The sequence below is a fragment of the Chryseobacterium sp. MEBOG07 genome, from assembly GCF_021869745.1.
Lineage (GTDB): Bacteria > Bacteroidota > Bacteroidia > Flavobacteriales > Weeksellaceae > Chryseobacterium > Chryseobacterium viscerum.
The window spans coordinates 1,016,357-1,032,310 of sequence record NZ_CP084579.1 but is presented as its reverse complement, the minus strand read 5'-3'; the positions used below and the strand labels follow the sequence as shown (position 1 = coordinate 1,032,310).

General features: G+C 34.4%; 18 protein-coding genes and 1 riboswitch. All 18 genes read left to right on the top strand.

All coding sequences use genetic code 11. From position 1 onward, the window contains the following. The first annotated feature begins 52 nt into the window (after nucleotides 1–52). The 18 genes from LF886_RS04765 (at nucleotide 53) to LF886_RS04680 (ending at nucleotide 15,920) form a co-directional block, all read left to right on the top strand. Nucleotides 53–799, top strand: coding sequence for a hypothetical protein (locus LF886_RS04765; protein ID WP_236852941.1), 747 nt, complete (start codon nucleotides 53–55; stop codon nucleotides 797–799). An 82-nt stretch (nucleotides 800–881) separates the two neighbouring features. Continuing rightward, the gene (locus LF886_RS04760) at nucleotides 882–1,538 is read left to right on the top strand and encodes a hypothetical protein (RefSeq protein WP_236852940.1); all 657 of its coding nucleotides are present in this window, start codon (nucleotides 882–884) and stop codon (nucleotides 1,536–1,538) included. 63 nt (nucleotides 1,539–1,601) lie between these two features. Then, a complete protein-coding gene (locus LF886_RS04755) occupies nucleotides 1,602–2,363 on the top strand; it encodes a phosphodiester glycosidase family protein (protein ID WP_236852939.1) in 762 nt (253 codons plus the stop codon). Nucleotides 2,364–2,448: 85 nt separating this feature from the next. Continuing rightward, entirely contained in the window at nucleotides 2,449–2,988 is a 540-nt protein-coding gene (locus tag LF886_RS04750; protein WP_236852938.1) for a dihydrofolate reductase family protein, read from the top strand. 18 nt (nucleotides 2,989–3,006) lie between these two features. After that, the gene (locus tag LF886_RS04745; protein ID WP_236852937.1) at nucleotides 3,007–3,387 is read left to right on the top strand and encodes a VOC family protein; all 381 of its coding nucleotides are present in this window, start codon (nucleotides 3,007–3,009) and stop codon (nucleotides 3,385–3,387) included. A 52-nt stretch (nucleotides 3,388–3,439) separates the two neighbouring features. Beyond that, nucleotides 3,440–4,177: a hypothetical protein gene (locus LF886_RS04740; RefSeq protein ID WP_236852936.1), complete on the top strand. Its 738-nt coding sequence runs from the start codon at nucleotides 3,440–3,442 to the stop codon at nucleotides 4,175–4,177. 129 nt (nucleotides 4,178–4,306) lie between these two features. Beyond that, a complete protein-coding gene (locus tag LF886_RS04735; RefSeq protein ID WP_236852935.1) occupies nucleotides 4,307–5,923 on the top strand; it encodes a serine hydrolase in 1,617 nt (538 codons plus the stop codon). 132 nt (nucleotides 5,924–6,055) lie between these two features. Beyond that, complete coding sequence (locus tag LF886_RS04730; RefSeq protein WP_236852934.1) at nucleotides 6,056–6,439, top strand: 5-carboxymethyl-2-hydroxymuconate Delta-isomerase; 384 nt, start codon at nucleotides 6,056–6,058, stop codon at nucleotides 6,437–6,439. A gap of 33 nt (nucleotides 6,440–6,472) precedes the next feature. After that, nucleotides 6,473–6,976: a DinB family protein gene (locus LF886_RS04725; RefSeq protein WP_236852933.1), complete on the top strand. Its 504-nt coding sequence runs from the start codon at nucleotides 6,473–6,475 to the stop codon at nucleotides 6,974–6,976. 80 nt (nucleotides 6,977–7,056) lie between these two features. Beyond that, nucleotides 7,057–7,827, top strand: coding sequence for a hypothetical protein (locus LF886_RS04720; RefSeq protein WP_236852932.1), 771 nt, complete (start codon nucleotides 7,057–7,059; stop codon nucleotides 7,825–7,827). Nucleotides 7,828–7,864: 37 nt separating this feature from the next. Then, nucleotides 7,865–8,872 carry a DUF2268 domain-containing putative Zn-dependent protease gene (locus LF886_RS04715; RefSeq protein ID WP_236852931.1) on the top strand — a complete coding sequence of 336 codons (1,008 nt, stop codon included), beginning with the start codon at nucleotides 7,865–7,867 and terminating at the stop codon, nucleotides 8,870–8,872. 621 nt (nucleotides 8,873–9,493) lie between these two features. Then, the gene (locus tag LF886_RS04710; protein ID WP_236852930.1) at nucleotides 9,494–10,324 is read left to right on the top strand and encodes a hypothetical protein; all 831 of its coding nucleotides are present in this window, start codon (nucleotides 9,494–9,496) and stop codon (nucleotides 10,322–10,324) included. A 96-nt stretch (nucleotides 10,325–10,420) separates the two neighbouring features. Beyond that, nucleotides 10,421–11,665: a hypothetical protein gene (locus LF886_RS04705; RefSeq protein ID WP_236852929.1), complete on the top strand. Its 1,245-nt coding sequence runs from the start codon at nucleotides 10,421–10,423 to the stop codon at nucleotides 11,663–11,665. A gap of 147 nt (nucleotides 11,666–11,812) precedes the next feature. Further along, on the top strand, nucleotides 11,813–12,589 hold the full coding sequence (locus LF886_RS04700; RefSeq protein WP_236852928.1) for an alpha/beta fold hydrolase: 777 nt from the start codon (nucleotides 11,813–11,815) through the stop codon (nucleotides 12,587–12,589). A 9-nt stretch (nucleotides 12,590–12,598) separates the two neighbouring features. Then, nucleotides 12,599–13,354 (top strand): SMI1/KNR4 family protein, encoded by a 756-nt coding sequence (locus LF886_RS04695; RefSeq protein ID WP_236852927.1) that lies wholly within the window; start codon nucleotides 12,599–12,601, stop codon nucleotides 13,352–13,354. Nucleotides 13,355–13,356: 2 nt separating this feature from the next. Next, on the top strand, nucleotides 13,357–13,797 hold the full coding sequence (locus LF886_RS04690; protein ID WP_236852926.1) for a DUF1801 domain-containing protein: 441 nt from the start codon (nucleotides 13,357–13,359) through the stop codon (nucleotides 13,795–13,797). 126 nt (nucleotides 13,798–13,923) lie between these two features. After that, a riboswitch (FMN riboswitch) is annotated at nucleotides 13,924–14,049 on the top strand. A 92-nt stretch (nucleotides 14,050–14,141) separates the two neighbouring features. After that, a complete protein-coding gene (gene ribB / locus LF886_RS04685; protein ID WP_236852925.1) occupies nucleotides 14,142–14,789 on the top strand; it encodes a 3,4-dihydroxy-2-butanone-4-phosphate synthase in 648 nt (215 codons plus the stop codon). Between the two features lie 132 nt (nucleotides 14,790–14,921). Next, entirely contained in the window at nucleotides 14,922–15,920 is a 999-nt protein-coding gene (locus LF886_RS04680) for a T9SS type A sorting domain-containing protein (protein WP_236852924.1), read from the top strand. Nucleotides 15,921–15,954: the final 34 nt, after the last annotated feature.

Below are 15,954 nucleotides of genomic sequence, written 5' to 3'. Positions count from 1 at the left end.
AACCATGAATTATAAAAATTTTCTTTTATCCCTATTATTTCTAATGCTATTCATGAGTGTACATGCACAAATGGATAGCATTGAAATTAAAAAATATCAAATAGAACAAGACAAAATATGGGATTCAATCTGTACTGCAGATACCCAATTAGCTGTTGAGGAAATTAAGCTTGGGAAGCTGACATATGTAATTCCAAAAGGAATGGTAGAAATGTTTGACAGTGATAAAGAATTGAACCAACTATTAAAAAAGTATAAAATCAAAACTACTCCTCAAGGAATATTTTGTACTGTACCTTATGAAAAACAGTTTTGTTACGGTGATCTCATGAATAAAGAAATTGAAAAATTGTATGGTTCAAATTTTATTGAGAAAAAAAGAGAAGAAGCTGAAAAAATATATATTACAAAAAACATTTATAAAATTTTTCCCGGGAATGAATGTGATAGAAATCACTCCATTTATCCTCTGGCAAAAAATGTAGATGAATATATTGATAGATATAGAGGGGATTATTTCAAAGATTTTACCTATCCGGCTAATTATATACATAGAAAAGAGGGAGACCTCTATTCACATACTGATATTGAATTTATATTAACCAGAAAAGGTAAAATAAAAAATTTAAAGGTGCATTCAACTTTTCATAATCCTTATAATCAAAAATTCGCTAAAGAATTTGAAGAAAAAGCAAAAGATTTTATTCAAAATATCTCTTGGATTCCTAATAAAAAGTCTGAAATTACCGTAAAGAGTAAAGAAACTCTCACTTTTCTCTATGATAAAGATGACAGATAAAACGTAATCACACTACAAGAAGCCGTAAACCTCAAATATAGAAGTTTATAAAGTTCCTTCAATCAAGAAAAAAACAGACCCCATGAAATTCAGAGCTTTTTTACTTTTCCTATTATTGTTCTCTTTAGAAATTCTTGCCTGCAAATGTAATGGTGAGCCCACTCTGAAGTCTTCGTTTGAAAATGCAGATTTTGTTTTTATCGGTGAAGTATATGATGTAACAGAAGTTCCTTCGGGATTCAAAACTGCCCAAAATATTCTAAGCAAAGTAAAAATCAATAAGATCTACAAGTCAGATTACTACGATGAATTTTATGCACAGAGTGCTACTCTTTTCGGGTCTCCGCTGCATTCCTGTGACGTTCTTTTCACAGAAAAAGGGAAATATTTAATTTTCGCTTATGATGAAAAAGATACAGGACTCCTCTACTCCAGTCAATGTTTTATACAAAAAAGGCTGGATCAGCTTTCTCCGAAAGAATTAAAGGAGCTGGAATCTCTAAGTGCTGAATATAAAAAATTAGCTGAACGCTCCAATGCATCCAATCATAATAAAATTACAGATTTGGTTGTGGATGATTTTAATCAATCCGATCGAAAAATCAATGAACAGAAAAAAGAAATAGCAACACTTATACAACAAAATAGCAGGTACAAAATAATCATTTATATTTCAACATTTGTGATCATCATGCTACTGATAGCTTTAATTATTTTACGCAAAAAACAGCAACGCTGAAATACCACAAAACTGTCTTAATGAATGAGCAGAAAGCAATATATTTGTTCTGAAAACTACATTATGACCAAAACTCTCGAAATAAAAAACAAGAGATTTAATATAAAATCAATCCGTTACTTTCTCCTTTCACTTCTGCTCTTTTCTAGCTTTTGCTGTAACGAAAAAGTAAAGGATGATACTCGTTTTATTACTTACCAGGTGAATCCTGAGAAACATAATATACAATTGTATTGGAAAAATAATAAAGGTGAACTCCTGAAAAGCCTTGATCGTCTTAATCTTGATGTTCAGTCTAAAAAAGAAAAATTAGTATTCGCTATGAACGGAGGAATGTTTGAGACCGACAACGCTCCAAAAGGTCTGTATATTGAAAATTTTAACACCCTGAAACCCTTAGATACATTGCAGGGCACCGGAAACTTTTATCTTCAGCCTAACGGAATATTCTATTTAACCCAAAACAAACGGGCAGGAATTGTTGAAACTAAAAAATACAGGCAAAGTAAAAATATCAGATACGCGACCCAATCCGGGCCTATGCTTCTAATCAATGGAAAAATCAACCCCATTTTTCAGGAAAATTCTAAAAATCTGAACATCAGAAACGGCGTAGGAATTCTGGAAAACGGAGAACTTATTTTTGCGATGTCTAAGAAAGAAGTCAGTTTTTATACCCTGGCACAGTTTTTCAAAAATTTAGGCTGTAAAGATGCTCTTTATCTTGATGGATATGTTTCAAGAACCTATCTCCCGGAAAAAAACTGGATTCAGAAAGATGGAAATTTTGGAGTGATGATAGGAGTTACAGAGCCTGAGAAATAAAATAAAGTGATCTCATTCCGCCATAAAAAAGGTAAAATATCCCTATCTTTCATGGTATTTCAAAATATTCAACACGTCTTATAAAATGAAAAAAGTAATATTAGATCTTGCCACTACCTTAGACGGTTTTATAGAGGGTCCCAATGGAGAAACAGATTGGTGCATCATGGATGATGATATGGATTTTGATGGATTTCTTTCTGGGATAGACACTATCTTTTACGGAAGGGTGAGCTATGATGCATGGGGAAACTATCAGCCGAAGGAAAATGCAGGTCCGGAAGAGCAAAAACTATGGGAAGCCGTTCATTCAAAAAACAAATTTGTGTTTTCAAGCCAAAACAGAGAAGATGAAAAGGCTGTTTTTATCAGTTCTGACATAGCAGAAAAAGTTTCAGAAATAAAAAATCGGGGCGGAAAAGACATCTGGCTGTATGGAGGGGCAAGTCTTATTAAAACTTTTATTCAGTATAATCTTATTGATACCTACAGAATATCTGTACATCCTGTTGCTTTAGGAAAAGGGAAACCTCTTTTTGAAGATATAAAGGAAAAATTAAATTTAAAGCTGGTTACAACGAATGTTTTCAGATCTGGTGTAGTACAGCTTATCTACGAAGCTTAAACTAAAAATTGACAAAACATGAATGCTCAACTTAGTACCATCATTCTGTATGTTAAAGATGTGCCATTGCTCAAAAATTTCTATGTGGAAAACTTTAGTCTGAAAGTGATTGAAGAAGATCCGATCTGGGCTTTGCTTGATGCAGGAGCTGCGCAGATTGGGTTACACAAAATCGGAGATAAATATCTTGAGAAAATAGAATCTGGGTATATCTTTGATAACAATACCAAAATCGTTTTTGAAATTGATATCGATATAGAATTGGCGAGAAATGAGCTGATCTCAAAAAATATCCACATGAGAGAAATCAAAACTTTTGACAGCTACCCCTTTTGGCTGTGTGACGGAACCGATCCTGAGGGAAATGTATTCCAGTTAAAAAGTAAAAAACAACACTAAATAAACACTAATAAACCATGAAAAAACAGCTGAAATCTTATTCTTTCTTCTTTTGTCTAATATTGTATTCGGACAAAATATAGCTGCTATTGAAAAAGAGCTGGATCTTTCTTTCCAGAAAATCAGTCACTGGTATGCTGATCTCGATCATAATACAAACGCTTATGACTCGCTTACGGTAGCCAATAATCAATTCGAAAAGCTACTGTTAAAGCACACATCCAATCCCCAAACGATGAGGTATGATTTTAAATCGCTCAGAAAAAATGGGTTGCAGGTTTCTTCTTCAGAAGATGGCAAGTTCAGGATTTACTCCTGGGATACATGGAACGGAGGAACCATGCACTTCTTTAAAAATATATTCCAGTATGAATCTGATCAGAAGGTATATTCTAAAATAATAGGTGATAATAGTGAAATGGACCCTCAAACATTTTATTATCAGATCAACGATGTTGTATCACAGAATAAAAAATATTACCTCGCTCAAAATACAGCGGTATACAGTTCTGCCCTCACTTCCCACAGTATAAAGGTCTTTTCCATTGATGGTGGCCAACTCAACAGTAATGCTCAACTTATTAAAACGAAAACCGGCATCAGAAATCAACTTGGTTACGAAATTGATCTTTCGGCAAAATCTAACCGGGATAATGAGATCAGAAATTACGATATTGAATATGATCCTAAAAAGAAGATCATCAACATTCCATTAATCCTTGATGACTATAAAGTTACGGACAAAAAAATACGGTATCAGTTTACTGGTAAGTATTTTGAAAAAATATAGCATGAAAAAATAATTGAAAATAAAAACGATGAATATTGATTTAACTCTTCAATCATTCATCAATAAAATATTTTTTGAAATCCCATGTAATATTATCACACTTAAAAGTGTCTTATTTAAAAAAAATAAATGAAATCCATTCTAACATGCATTATTGTAATGCTTGCAGCCAGTCCTCTTTTTTCTCAAAAATCCAAACAGCTGGACCAATTATTTGCCACGTATGAAAAGGCGGGTTTGTTTAGTGGTTCTGTCCTGATTGCTGAAAAAGGAAAAATTATTTTCGAAAAAAGCTATGGCTATAGAAATGCTCCCAAAAAACAAAAAAATACGAACAACAGCCTTTACCGGGTTTTCTCAACCACAAAAATGTTTACTGCAAAAGTGATTCTTCAGCTGGAAGAACAGGGAAAATTATCTTTGAATGACAAACTTTCAAAGTATTATCCTGATTTTCCAAAAGGAGACAGCATCACTCTTGCTAATCTTCTTTCTCACACTTCAGGAATCCCCAATGATACGAACTCTGAGTATACTGTAGATGAGGAAACTTTTATAAAATATATTTCTGCAAAACCTTTGAATTTTTCTCCTGGTAAAGATTGGGATTATTCCAATTCCGGGTATTATATTCTCAGCTATATTATTAAAAAAGTTTCAGGCCTGAACTATGACCAAGCTATAGAAAATTATATTCTGAAGCCTTTGAAAATGGATCACAGTGGCTTTCACTTCAATAGTGTTACCGATGAAAACAAAGCATTAGGATATGAATTTTTATCTGATAAAAGGTCTAACGAAGCATTACGTTTCAAAACTGATCACCCTTTTGGTGCAGGAGCTATGTATTCAACGGTCGGCGATCTGTTCAAATTCAACGAAGCACTCAAGAACTATACAATCCTGAAAAAAGAAACTATAGAGAAAGCTTTTACCCCTTACCTCAAAGATCACTATGGATTAGGTTTTCAGATTTCGTCTGTTTTTGGTAAAAAAAGAGTGGGCCATGACGGTGGTGGACCAGGTTACAGAAGCAGATATTATAGGGTTTTAGAGGATGACATCTGCCTTATCGTAATATCCAACTCAGAATTATCACACACTCATTTTATCATTCCTCAGGTTGAAAACATAGTATATAATAAACCTTATACAATTCCATCAGTTGCAAAAGTGAGTCAAGAAGACTTAAAAAAGCTGGAAGGCGTTTATTCTACGGAAAATTCAAACTTCTATATAACCGCTACTGACGGACATCTGATCTTCAAAGAAGGAGGTTATTCAAGAAACTCCTTATTACCGGTAAGCAATACAACATTTCAACTGGATGATAAATTCACATGCACTTTTCAACCGGATCAAAACGGAAAAATAAACACTGTTGTCATTCATTTCTGGGATGGAACTGTGAAAACAGCTAAAAGAAATACCAATACCCTTTCCTGGGGAATCATAGGAAATGCAACTCCTATCGGCTGGGAAGGAAAAGACAAAGATATCCCTCTACAGACAGATCCTAAAAATCCAACTATTTATTTTCTGAAAAATTATAAACTGAATAAAGGCAACTTCAAGTTCAGGTATAATAACGACTGGGGATATAATTTAGGGTTGAATAATGATGGCAAAAGCGTTGCCTTTGATGCCTATGATTTTCCAATACCTGAAGATGGAGTTTATGATATCGTTCTTGACATGACCAACACAGTACAACCACAATACAGCATCAAAAAATCTATTCAATAAAACTGACGCCTGTAAAGTAAAAAATACACATTCTCTAACCGTTCTGAAAACAGGGCGGTTTTTATTTTGAATTTCCGTTGATATTTTTTATTACTTTTATGTGACACAAAATCAAACTACAAAATATAATCTATGCCTCATTTTATTATAGATTGTTCACAGGACATTCTTCAGCTGAAATCACCTGATGAGTTAATGGATGCTGTATATGAAGTGGCTGATGAAACAGGTCTGTTTGCTCCCAATGACATCAAAGTAAGGCTTCAGCCTTATCAATATTACCGATTGGGCAACCATAAGAAAAACTTTCTGCATGTGTTCGGATATATTATGGAAGGACGCACCACAGAACAAAAAGCCCATCTTTCAAGTGAAATCAGTATCCGGCTTTCCGAGCTATTGACTGATATTTCTTTCCTTTCTGTAAACATCAGTGATTTTGAAGCTGCCACCTACAGCAACAAAGCACTCATCAATCCTGAAAACACAGATAAAAACAGGCATTTCGGATTATAATACTTTCCATGTAAACCACTAAATCGTAATAATATGAGCTTAAAAACATTAGTCAGCAAAAGTGCACAGTACAACAATTGGGTAGTCAACAAATACATCGACTGGTTATCCACAAAGTCTGACGAGCAACTTAACCAGGAAACGATTTCAAGTTTTCCTACTATTTTAAAAACCTTACATCATATCTGGCAGACCCAGGAATACTGGTGGAGCCACATTTCAGAAAGCAATGATTTTGATTTTACTAAAACTACAGAAACCACCAGTAAAGAAGATATTTTTAATGCTATAAAAAACAATTCACAAAAGCTGGTAGATTATGTAGAAAGCCTGTCTGAAGAAGATCTTTCAAAGAATGTGAAGATAGAATCCCAATGGTTCCAGTGTGATTTTTCCAAATATGAATACATCCAGCACGCCATTCTTCACGGAACATACCACAGAGGACAGATTGTAACTATGGGAAGAAATGTCGGGATAACAGATGCTCCCATGACTGACTTTAATTTTTGGAATATTTATAAAGACCAGCAATAGGAACCCTAATTTTATTATTCACCAACTAACAACAATATTCTGCAGACTGGCAAATGAATTAAAGATTGGTAGACTTAATTATGACGACTAAAACCATTGAACTCAACTTATTTCAGGAAAATATCAAATACCTTTCAACAGATGACCTTGGGAATTTTATTGCTGTAACCTCCCAAAACAGAATCGTTACCCTTGGTATAAAAACCCAATTAGAATTAGGGGTTGATATTGTAATGGCTAAAATCATTAATGAAGAAAAAATTTTAATTGTATTTCATCATCCAAACTCAGTAGAAAATGCTTTAATCATTGACTATGAGGGAAACTGTAAAGTAAAATTTAATATTGGGAACTCAATTAATGATATCAAAATAAATGGCAAGAAAATCATTGTCTCTTATTTTGACGAAGGTATTTTAAAAGGTTACAAACCGGATTATGATGCCCTGGCTGTATTCAATATTAATGGAAAACAAGTCTTTGGTTTTAATTCAAGCACTTTAAATGATAAATTAATAGACTGTTATTGTGTTGCCAATCAAGGGAATGGAAAAGTCATTTTTAATGGCTATGGAAATTTTTCATTGCAGGAACTGGACCTGAACAATTTGAATCTTATCAGCCATAAAGTCCCTCCCGGATGTATAGGTGCACAATCTGTATCCACAAAAGCTGGCAATATTATATTTCATTCTACCTATAAAGACAAAACAAGTTTTTTTATTTGGAATCTAAAATCAGATGAATTTCATCAAATAAATTCTGAATTTAAAAATCTCCGCTCTACAGAAAATGGAGTATTTTATAGAGTGGATAAAAAATCATTCACGCTTATCAGTCCTCTTGAATAAATGACTTTGTGGATAAATCAATCTAAATTTTTTATATATGAAAAGAAGCCTTCTGTTTTTATTACCTCTTACTTTTCTATTATTCTCAACACGGCCATTGATTGCTCAAAACATCGATTTAAAAAAAATAGAGCAGATTCCCGACAGTGTAAAAATTGAGAATATTGTAATCCTTAATTTATTTAAACATCAGCTTCTTGCTCATAAAAACAATCAATATGACTCTACAAGGATTGTTAATAATGTGTATCTACCCCATAAAAAACTTTGGGACAGTTGCTATGGGGTAATCTTTGGTGAAGAAAATGCCCGCCTTTTCAACAATCCAAAGGGCATGATCTCCTGGAATAAAACGTTGTACAGAGACAATAAAAAACAGTTTGAAGAAAAAATTCATCTTCTTTTAGGAATTAATATTGAAAAAACATTTAAGAAAACACTCACAAAATTCAGAACATTGGTTCCTTTTCAGCCAAAAGCTAAAATAAGTCTATTGTTTACTCCTTTGACAGGAATTGCTTTTGGCGGCTGTAATGATGAGCAATTTGCATTGGAGCTCAACAATAAAGGCCTAGACATTCTCTATGCGCTTGAAAAAGGTCTTCCTCATGAACTGAACCACCTCGTATATGAACATTTCAGAAAAGCTGATCCGGATGGAGAATCTGCTTTGAGCCAAACCATTGATGAAGGTTTTGCCTGCTATTTTGCGTATGTATTTTTCGACAGGAAAATAGGAAAATATGAAGCTGTTGAAAATATGACTCAGGAAAACTGGGCTTGGTATATTAAAAATGAAAAAGAAATTTTCACAAAACTGAAACCCTATTTTTCCGATACATCCGGTAATAATCCCTTACTTCGAAATGATCAAATTAAATTATTTCCGGAAGCTCAAAAATCTATAAACTATTGGCTTGGATTCAGAATTATTGAAAAATATGTAGAAAAACACGGCTCAGATTCATGGAAAGACGTTTATAACATGACCCCAAGAGACCTCTTGGAAAAAAGTGGCTATGAAAAATATATCGAAAGCTTATAGTTATCCACAATACTATCATCATTATAAGAAAATCAACTTCATCAATAGACTATAATCAATTGATTTAATGAACAATTAAGCCCAAAACAGCTGTCTATCCACCTATTATTAAAATATGTGGATAACTTTTCATACACTCATTATCCACTGTGGATAAAGTATGGATAACTTTTTCAATTGCTTCAGATATTGGTTATAATCAACTTATATTTAAAAACTTACAATACATATCGGTTTTTACAGGATTTCCACAATATAAAATCATGTGGATAAGTTTTATGGATAAGTTATCCACCTTTTTTTTACCTCATTTTCATAATCATGAACATTGATTCATCATTATTTTTGAATTGTTTTTTGTAAATTGCATTAGAAAAACAATTCACTAATAATAGAAATAAATTATTTAAATCAAAATTAAAATGCTGATTTAAAGAAAAATATACTTAAAAACAACCCAAACAAAAATAATTTAATATTCCCACTCAGTCGAAAAAACATTAGAATCAATCAGATAAAAAATAAAACACACTTCAAATTTTAAATAAGCTGATTACCCACAAGAAAAAAGTTATCCACAAATGAAAAATAAATTCACTAACCTAATAATCCCTCATTCACATGACAACAACCGACATCCAAAAAAACATCATTCCCTATCTTGGGGAAGCAGCACCGTACATCATTATTCCTGAAAACATTATTTTCAGAGACCATAAGATTGAAACAGAAATAAAAAACTGGAATTTTGAAAACGAAAATTTTTCTCACCTGGTAAAATTATTATTTTCGCTAGGAAGCCTTGGTCTGTATAAGCTTCTTAATGATGACAGCAGGGAGAAAATTTATTTCCTGGGAGAAAAAGTAAGAATCAGAAAATTATCTTTCAAAGAACCCCAAGCAGCTACTATCACCAACGAAAGCATTCTTGAGTCTGACAGAAAAGGGAAATCTTATATTCATATAAGAGACAGCCAATCCGATGAACTTCTATATACTGGTGAATTAGATTATTATATTGTAGCTCAGGAGGCATTTGAGCTTTTTTATAAAGATCTGCACACTACAGTTCCGGTGGAGTATCATGACAGGAACCTCCCTCAAAGTAAAATAATCAATACGGAAGTTCCCCATCATTTTACTATTTCAACAGAACCTTTTACCCCCAACCAGTGTAAAGGACATTTTGAAAATTATCCTATTGTCCCTTTTGCATTTATAGCCAATTGTATTTTAAAGGAGATATTTAACTTCCTCAATAGGGAAATGTCCTACGAAATAGAAAGCCTTGAAGGGTATGCCTCGAATGCACTTCCAACAGGGATTACTTTCCTGACCGAAGTTTTCCACCAAAAGTATTTGAAAAACCTGATTTACTTTAAATGTGAGATAAAAGATACTTCCGGAAATTCATACGGAGTGCTTATTTTTAGCATTAAATCAAAAAAATAAAAATAAACACTGCTATGATGCAGTGTTTATTTTTTATATTAGAACGAGATTAACACAAAATTAAACCAGAAAAGTTCACAATAAAAATACAATTCAATGTATAACACTACAATCCAAAAACAATGGTTCTCGGAAGGGGAACAATATGCAAAAGAAATCAATGAAATGATTGAGTTTGGTGAAAAAAACGGATGGGAAAACTGGAAAGGTCAAGAACCTGAAGACAAAAGATCAGAAATTGCCCACGAAGTTTTTGAATTACTTAAGACAGCCAATAAAAAAGGAGAAACAGAAGTTTTCAGAATGCATTTTCCTCCTGCCCATACTCCTATCATTCCATTAATTGAAAATAAAGCTCAGAATATTGAACATCTACACTTTATTTCTGATGAAAAAATAGTTTTCATGACAGGCAGTTCTTATGAAAAAAGGCAGGCTTATCTTCTTGATCAGGAGATGATCACTAAACTTGATGAAAACATCCATGCTATCGGGAAATCCAAGCAGGGTGATGTCTTTGCTATTGCAGATTCACATAGAATTTCTTTATATAAAGGTTGGAACGGAGACCTCATCAATGAATTTAAATTGGATGAAAACCACGATTTTGGAATTACCGACATATATCCTTTCAATGACGGAAGCAAAGTCGTTGTTGTTTCCTCAGACGGGATTTTCCTGATTTCAAACAGGGAGAAAAAACTCATCCACCCTATCAATGAAGATCATGAAGAAGACTGGAGTTCTCAGATCGATATGGAAAATGCAGCATTATCCAACGACAACTCTTATATCGTAGTCGGAGACCAGGGTTATGATCACAGAATATTGGATCATGAAGGCAATACATTAGGAGCTATAGGACCACAATCGTCTTATCCTCATTTCTGCCTGTTTGCAAAAGATGACAGCCAGTTGATTACCAATTCATGTCATTTCTACAATGGGATTACTATTGGCATCAATGCTGATCAATATGTGGGGGCAGATATTGAAGCCTATACAGAAAGTGAAGACTTCACAGTCATTGATGAAGAAATGAGAGTATACGAAGGGGTTGCTGCAAAAGATTATTATATTCTGGGAGATGCCTATGGCTACATCAAAGCTTTTGATAAAAACGGAAAACAGCTTTGGAGACACTTTTTAGGCTCTACCATTACCGGAATGGCCCTTTCTGACGATGAAGAAACACTATGGGTAGCCGCCCACTCAGGTATTCTGCACAAACTAAAATTAGAAAAAGGACATAGGGATACCCATACCATTGGCAACGGAAAGCTTTATGAAGAATTCAGATTACTGATCTGGAAAGATGAGCCACAGATCTGGAAATGGTAAATAACTGACTAAAAATGACTGCATCAGCACTCAACTGAACATTAGCGTGCAGTCATTCCCCCTTTCAAATTAAATAATAGATTCAGCTTTAAGAGTCTTTTTGTAAATTAGGCTTACCAACATAACACACCAATTCAACAGTTTTACATGGAAAAATATGCAATATCCTCAGACGGTCTGAAAATCCATTATAAAGAATCCGGAAACGGAAATACAACATTGATCTTCATTCACGGATGGCTTGGCAACACCGAATGGTGGACCGACTCTCAGAAATTTTTCAGCAATCAATATCATATTGTACAGATGGATCTTGCGGGACACGGAAAATCTGATTCATCAAGACAAGAATGGACAAGTTCCGGATATGCGGATGACATTAAAGCTGTTGCTGATGCTCTCAATTCAAATGAAATTATTCTTGTAGGACATTCTATGTCCGGAGCTTATGTACTTGAGGCTTCATTAAAAATCCCACAGGTAAAAGCTTTAATTCTGGTTGATACCCTAAAAAATCTGGATGAAGCTTTTACGGAACAGCAGGCTGAAGAAATTTTATTTACTCAGTACATGAAAGATTTTAAATATGCCGTGGAAAACTTCCTGCCTCAATATTTATTTGTTGAGCAAACTCCTGCTGATGTAAAAGAAAGATTGCAGCACGAATTTCTTCAGAATGCTCCTGAACTGGCGATTAATCTACTCAGACCTTTATATAAAACTGATTTCAATACCATTGCAAAACAGGTTCAGGTCCCTGTAATAGCTATCAATTCTGATGCTTCTCCTACGAATCTGGAAGCCAACCGCAAATATTTGAAAAACTATGATTATGTAATCATTGAAGGAGTCGGCCATTATCCTATGCTGGAAAAGCCTGAAGAATTCAATACGATCTTAGACAATGTATTAAAAACAGTTTGAAAGCAGAACATGACACAGGAAGGGATTATTAAACAATTTACAGATCTGTCAGAAGGGAAGCTCGCTGCTGAAGAGTGGGTTGAATGGTTTAAAACTTATAAAGATGATATAGAAAAAATCTGTGGCAGAAGAGCTTTTCTTAGTATAAAACCTAAAGAAAGCTTCAGTGGGATCAGAAACCTATACATAGGACAATTAGGAGCTTTTGAATGGTTAAAATCCCAAAATAGAACTCCTCATTTATCAGACCTTTATCAAAAAGGATGGGAAAAGGAATTTGAGGATTTTTGTCAACAAGAAAAACAAAAAGAAAAGCAGCTTCAGAAAGCCGTTGAAGATAAGTTTGGCTACTTAAAAAATATATATCCTAAATTTTTTAAACAGCTCATAAAATCATACAGTGATTCTGATTGCATTGAGGCGGGTGTACAACCCGATATGATTAAAACCAAAGAAAAAGAACTTTCTATACAACTTACAGATGAGCTGTCCACTTTTTTTCAAAATATTTCAAAGCTTACACTAGAAGGAATAGAAATTAACTTTACAGAGCTGACTGATGAAACAATTCAAAAAAAACAGTATTTGATCTTAGGTGAATTTTGGCTGTACGGTGATGGAGATCAATTGCTGTACAATCTAGAGACTCACCACATTTATATTTTTGCCCATGAAAACCAACCTCCCAAAGCAATAAAAGTTGCCAATTCATTCACCGACTTTATTGAGAAAAAACTGGTAACTTATTTAAAAGAATATGAATAACTATGGCTAAACCCAATAAAACCAACGAAACAGACGTAAACGTAACCGATTTCATTAATTCATTTGTAGAAAAAGAGCAAAAAAAAGAAGACAGCTTTCAATTAATACAATTGATGAGCGAATGGTCTGGATTTGAACCTAAAATGTGGGGACCAACCATTATAGGATTTGGCAGTTATCATTATAAATATGCAAGCGGACATGAAGGCGATATGCCGCTCATTGGGTTTTCACCACGTAAAGCAGAATTTTCCCTCTATGTGTATTCCCCAACTGAAGAAAGCAAGCTTTTATTAGATGACTTTGGAACATTTAAAATGGGAAAAGCCTGCATCTACATCAAAAAGCTTTCTGATATCAATATTAGCACCTTAGAAAAAATGTGCAAAGCAACCATTGCCTATTTAAATGAAAATCATGAATGTGCCTGTAGAGAAAAATAAGGCAAGCTAATTAATAATAAATCTCTTCTCCAATTCAAAAAACTTCCCGAAATTAGCGGTCTGTGCGTTAAATATAATTCAATGAAATAAAAATTTAAATTACAACATACAACAAAACTTAGTATAAGTTTTCTTCGGGGCAGGGTGAGATTCCCTACCGGCGGTTACAGTCCGCGACTCCTTTCTTCGGAAAGGACTGATCTGGTGAAATTCCGGAACCGACAGTTAAAGTCTGGATGGGAGAAGAAAATGAGATGACCAATAAGATTCCTTATGGACTCTTACTGTGTCGTATTTCATTTCCATGTACCGAAGACTATTTTAACTTTTAAAAGTAAAATAACATGGAAAAATTATTAGAACAATTCGGAGCTACCTCCAAAGAACGTGTAGAAAAAGCACTTCAAACACTACAAAAGGGAAAAGGTATTCTTTTAGTGGATGATGAAAACCGCGAAAACGAAGGTGATATCATCTTTCCCGCTTCCACAATTACAGAACAGGATATGGCACTTCTTATCCGCGAATGCAGTGGTATTGTCTGCTTATGTATTTCTGAGGAAAAAAGCCGCCACCTCAACCTCCGTCCGATGGTGGAAAACAACAATTCAAAAAATCAAACTGCATTTACTATTTCTATTGAGGCCAGAGAAGGCGTGGAATCAGGGGTTTCAGCTAAAGACCGTGTAACAACAATCAGAACAGCTGTAGCAGGAGATGCTCAGGCAGAACATATTGCGAGCCCGGGACACGTTTTTCCTCTGATCGCCAGAGAAGGGGGTGTATTTGAAAGACGTGGTCATACCGAAGGCAGTGTAGATCTTGTGAAAATGGCCAATCTGGGTGACGATGCCGTACTTTGTGAACTGACAAATGAAGATGGTTCTATGGCAAGACTTCCGCAAATAGTAGACTTCGCTCTCAAAAAAGGGATGTGCGTCGTGACCATCGAAGATATTTATGCATACCGTAAAATGGTGATGAGCAACTAAACTTAAATTTATTTAACGTACAGAACCGCCGGATGATATGATCGTTCGGCGGTTTCTTTAAATATTTAACCAAAAACAAGTTAAATTAAAATTCGAATTGTGTTTTTAATTAACTTTAACAAAAAAATTACTATGAAAAAATCTATACTCATTCTATTGGGAACTTCTGCCATGCTTTCTGCGCAGATTACGCTGACAAAAGCAGCCAATGATCCTATTTCGGGAGATATTGTTAATTACAATCAATTAAACGGGACTGTAAACAACTCTGCAACAGGTGCTAATGCTACGTTTTCAAACGGAAGCCTTACTATGGGTGCTTCTTCACAAACTACCTATTCTGCTCCTACTTCTCCTGAACTCACAACATTTCCGGGTTCTACGATTAAAATGGTAGATGGAACAACCACTATTTATTATAAAGCATCTGCAACTAAGCTGGAAATTACAGGAATTGTAAATCCACAGGCTACTTTAAACTTCAATGTAGATAACGGTACTTATAATAATTATCCAACAACCTATGGACCGGCTCAGAATGATACTGCTAAAGGAACCTTCACTTCATCTGTTGCCAACGGATTGTTCAGCGGTACCCTTTCAACTCAGGCAGATGCATACGGAACCTTGATTGTAGGAAATCAGACATACAGTAACGTTCTTAGAGTAAAGTATACCCAAAACTTTAATTTATATGCATCTTTTGATGTTATTTACGCCAACCCGATCGGAACAGCTACCAATACAGCATATGCTTATTATGACGCTTCTCACAGATATGCATTATTGAGCGCTACCAATGGAAACATCAGTGTACCATTGCTAAGTATCAACCAGTCGACTTCAAGTGCTCAGGCTTTAAGCGAAACATTCCTGTCTATAAGCAATGTGGCAAAGAAGGAGAATTTAATCGTTTATCCTAACCCGGCACAGGATTTTATTGGCTTTAAAGGAAATACCGATAATTATTCAAAAGCAAATATTTACAGTCTGGATGGAAAACTGGTTAAAACTTCAGATGTAAAATCAGGAAACATACAAATCTCAGACCTTCCGCCAGCTTCTTATTTTATTGAGATCAGCGGAAAAAATACGGCTGATAAAAAGAATACAAAATTCATTAAGAAATAATAAAAAACAAAATCCCCTCTCCTACAAATGAGCG

What these genes read in the sequence shown, in the direction of transcription:
- LF886_RS04765 (WP_236852941.1), top strand. Translation starts at nt 53, where the DNA reads ATGAGTGTACATGCACAAATGGATAGCATTGAAATTAAAAAATATCAA.
- LF886_RS04760 (WP_236852940.1), top strand. Translation starts at nt 882, where the DNA reads ATGAAATTCAGAGCTTTTTTACTTTTCCTATTATTGTTCTCTTTAGAA.
- LF886_RS04755 (WP_236852939.1), top strand. Translation starts at nt 1,602, where the DNA reads ATGACCAAAACTCTCGAAATAAAAAACAAGAGATTTAATATAAAATCA.
- LF886_RS04750 (WP_236852938.1), top strand. Translation starts at nt 2,449, where the DNA reads ATGAAAAAAGTAATATTAGATCTTGCCACTACCTTAGACGGTTTTATA.
- LF886_RS04745 (WP_236852937.1), top strand. Translation starts at nt 3,007, where the DNA reads ATGAATGCTCAACTTAGTACCATCATTCTGTATGTTAAAGATGTGCCA.
- LF886_RS04735 (WP_236852935.1), top strand. Translation starts at nt 4,307, where the DNA reads ATGAAATCCATTCTAACATGCATTATTGTAATGCTTGCAGCCAGTCCT.
- LF886_RS04730 (WP_236852934.1), top strand. Translation starts at nt 6,056, where the DNA reads ATGCCTCATTTTATTATAGATTGTTCACAGGACATTCTTCAGCTGAAA.
- LF886_RS04725 (WP_236852933.1), top strand. Translation starts at nt 6,473, where the DNA reads ATGAGCTTAAAAACATTAGTCAGCAAAAGTGCACAGTACAACAATTGG.
- LF886_RS04720 (WP_236852932.1), top strand. Translation starts at nt 7,057, where the DNA reads ATGACGACTAAAACCATTGAACTCAACTTATTTCAGGAAAATATCAAA.
- LF886_RS04715 (WP_236852931.1), top strand. Translation starts at nt 7,865, where the DNA reads ATGAAAAGAAGCCTTCTGTTTTTATTACCTCTTACTTTTCTATTATTC.
- LF886_RS04710 (WP_236852930.1), top strand. Translation starts at nt 9,494, where the DNA reads ATGACAACAACCGACATCCAAAAAAACATCATTCCCTATCTTGGGGAA.
- LF886_RS04705 (WP_236852929.1), top strand. Translation starts at nt 10,421, where the DNA reads ATGTATAACACTACAATCCAAAAACAATGGTTCTCGGAAGGGGAACAA.
- LF886_RS04700 (WP_236852928.1), top strand. Translation starts at nt 11,813, where the DNA reads ATGGAAAAATATGCAATATCCTCAGACGGTCTGAAAATCCATTATAAA.
- LF886_RS04695 (WP_236852927.1), top strand. Translation starts at nt 12,599, where the DNA reads ATGACACAGGAAGGGATTATTAAACAATTTACAGATCTGTCAGAAGGG.
- LF886_RS04690 (WP_236852926.1), top strand. Translation starts at nt 13,357, where the DNA reads ATGGCTAAACCCAATAAAACCAACGAAACAGACGTAAACGTAACCGAT.
- ribB (WP_236852925.1), top strand. Translation starts at nt 14,142, where the DNA reads ATGGAAAAATTATTAGAACAATTCGGAGCTACCTCCAAAGAACGTGTA.
- LF886_RS04680 (WP_236852924.1), top strand. Translation starts at nt 14,922, where the DNA reads ATGAAAAAATCTATACTCATTCTATTGGGAACTTCTGCCATGCTTTCT.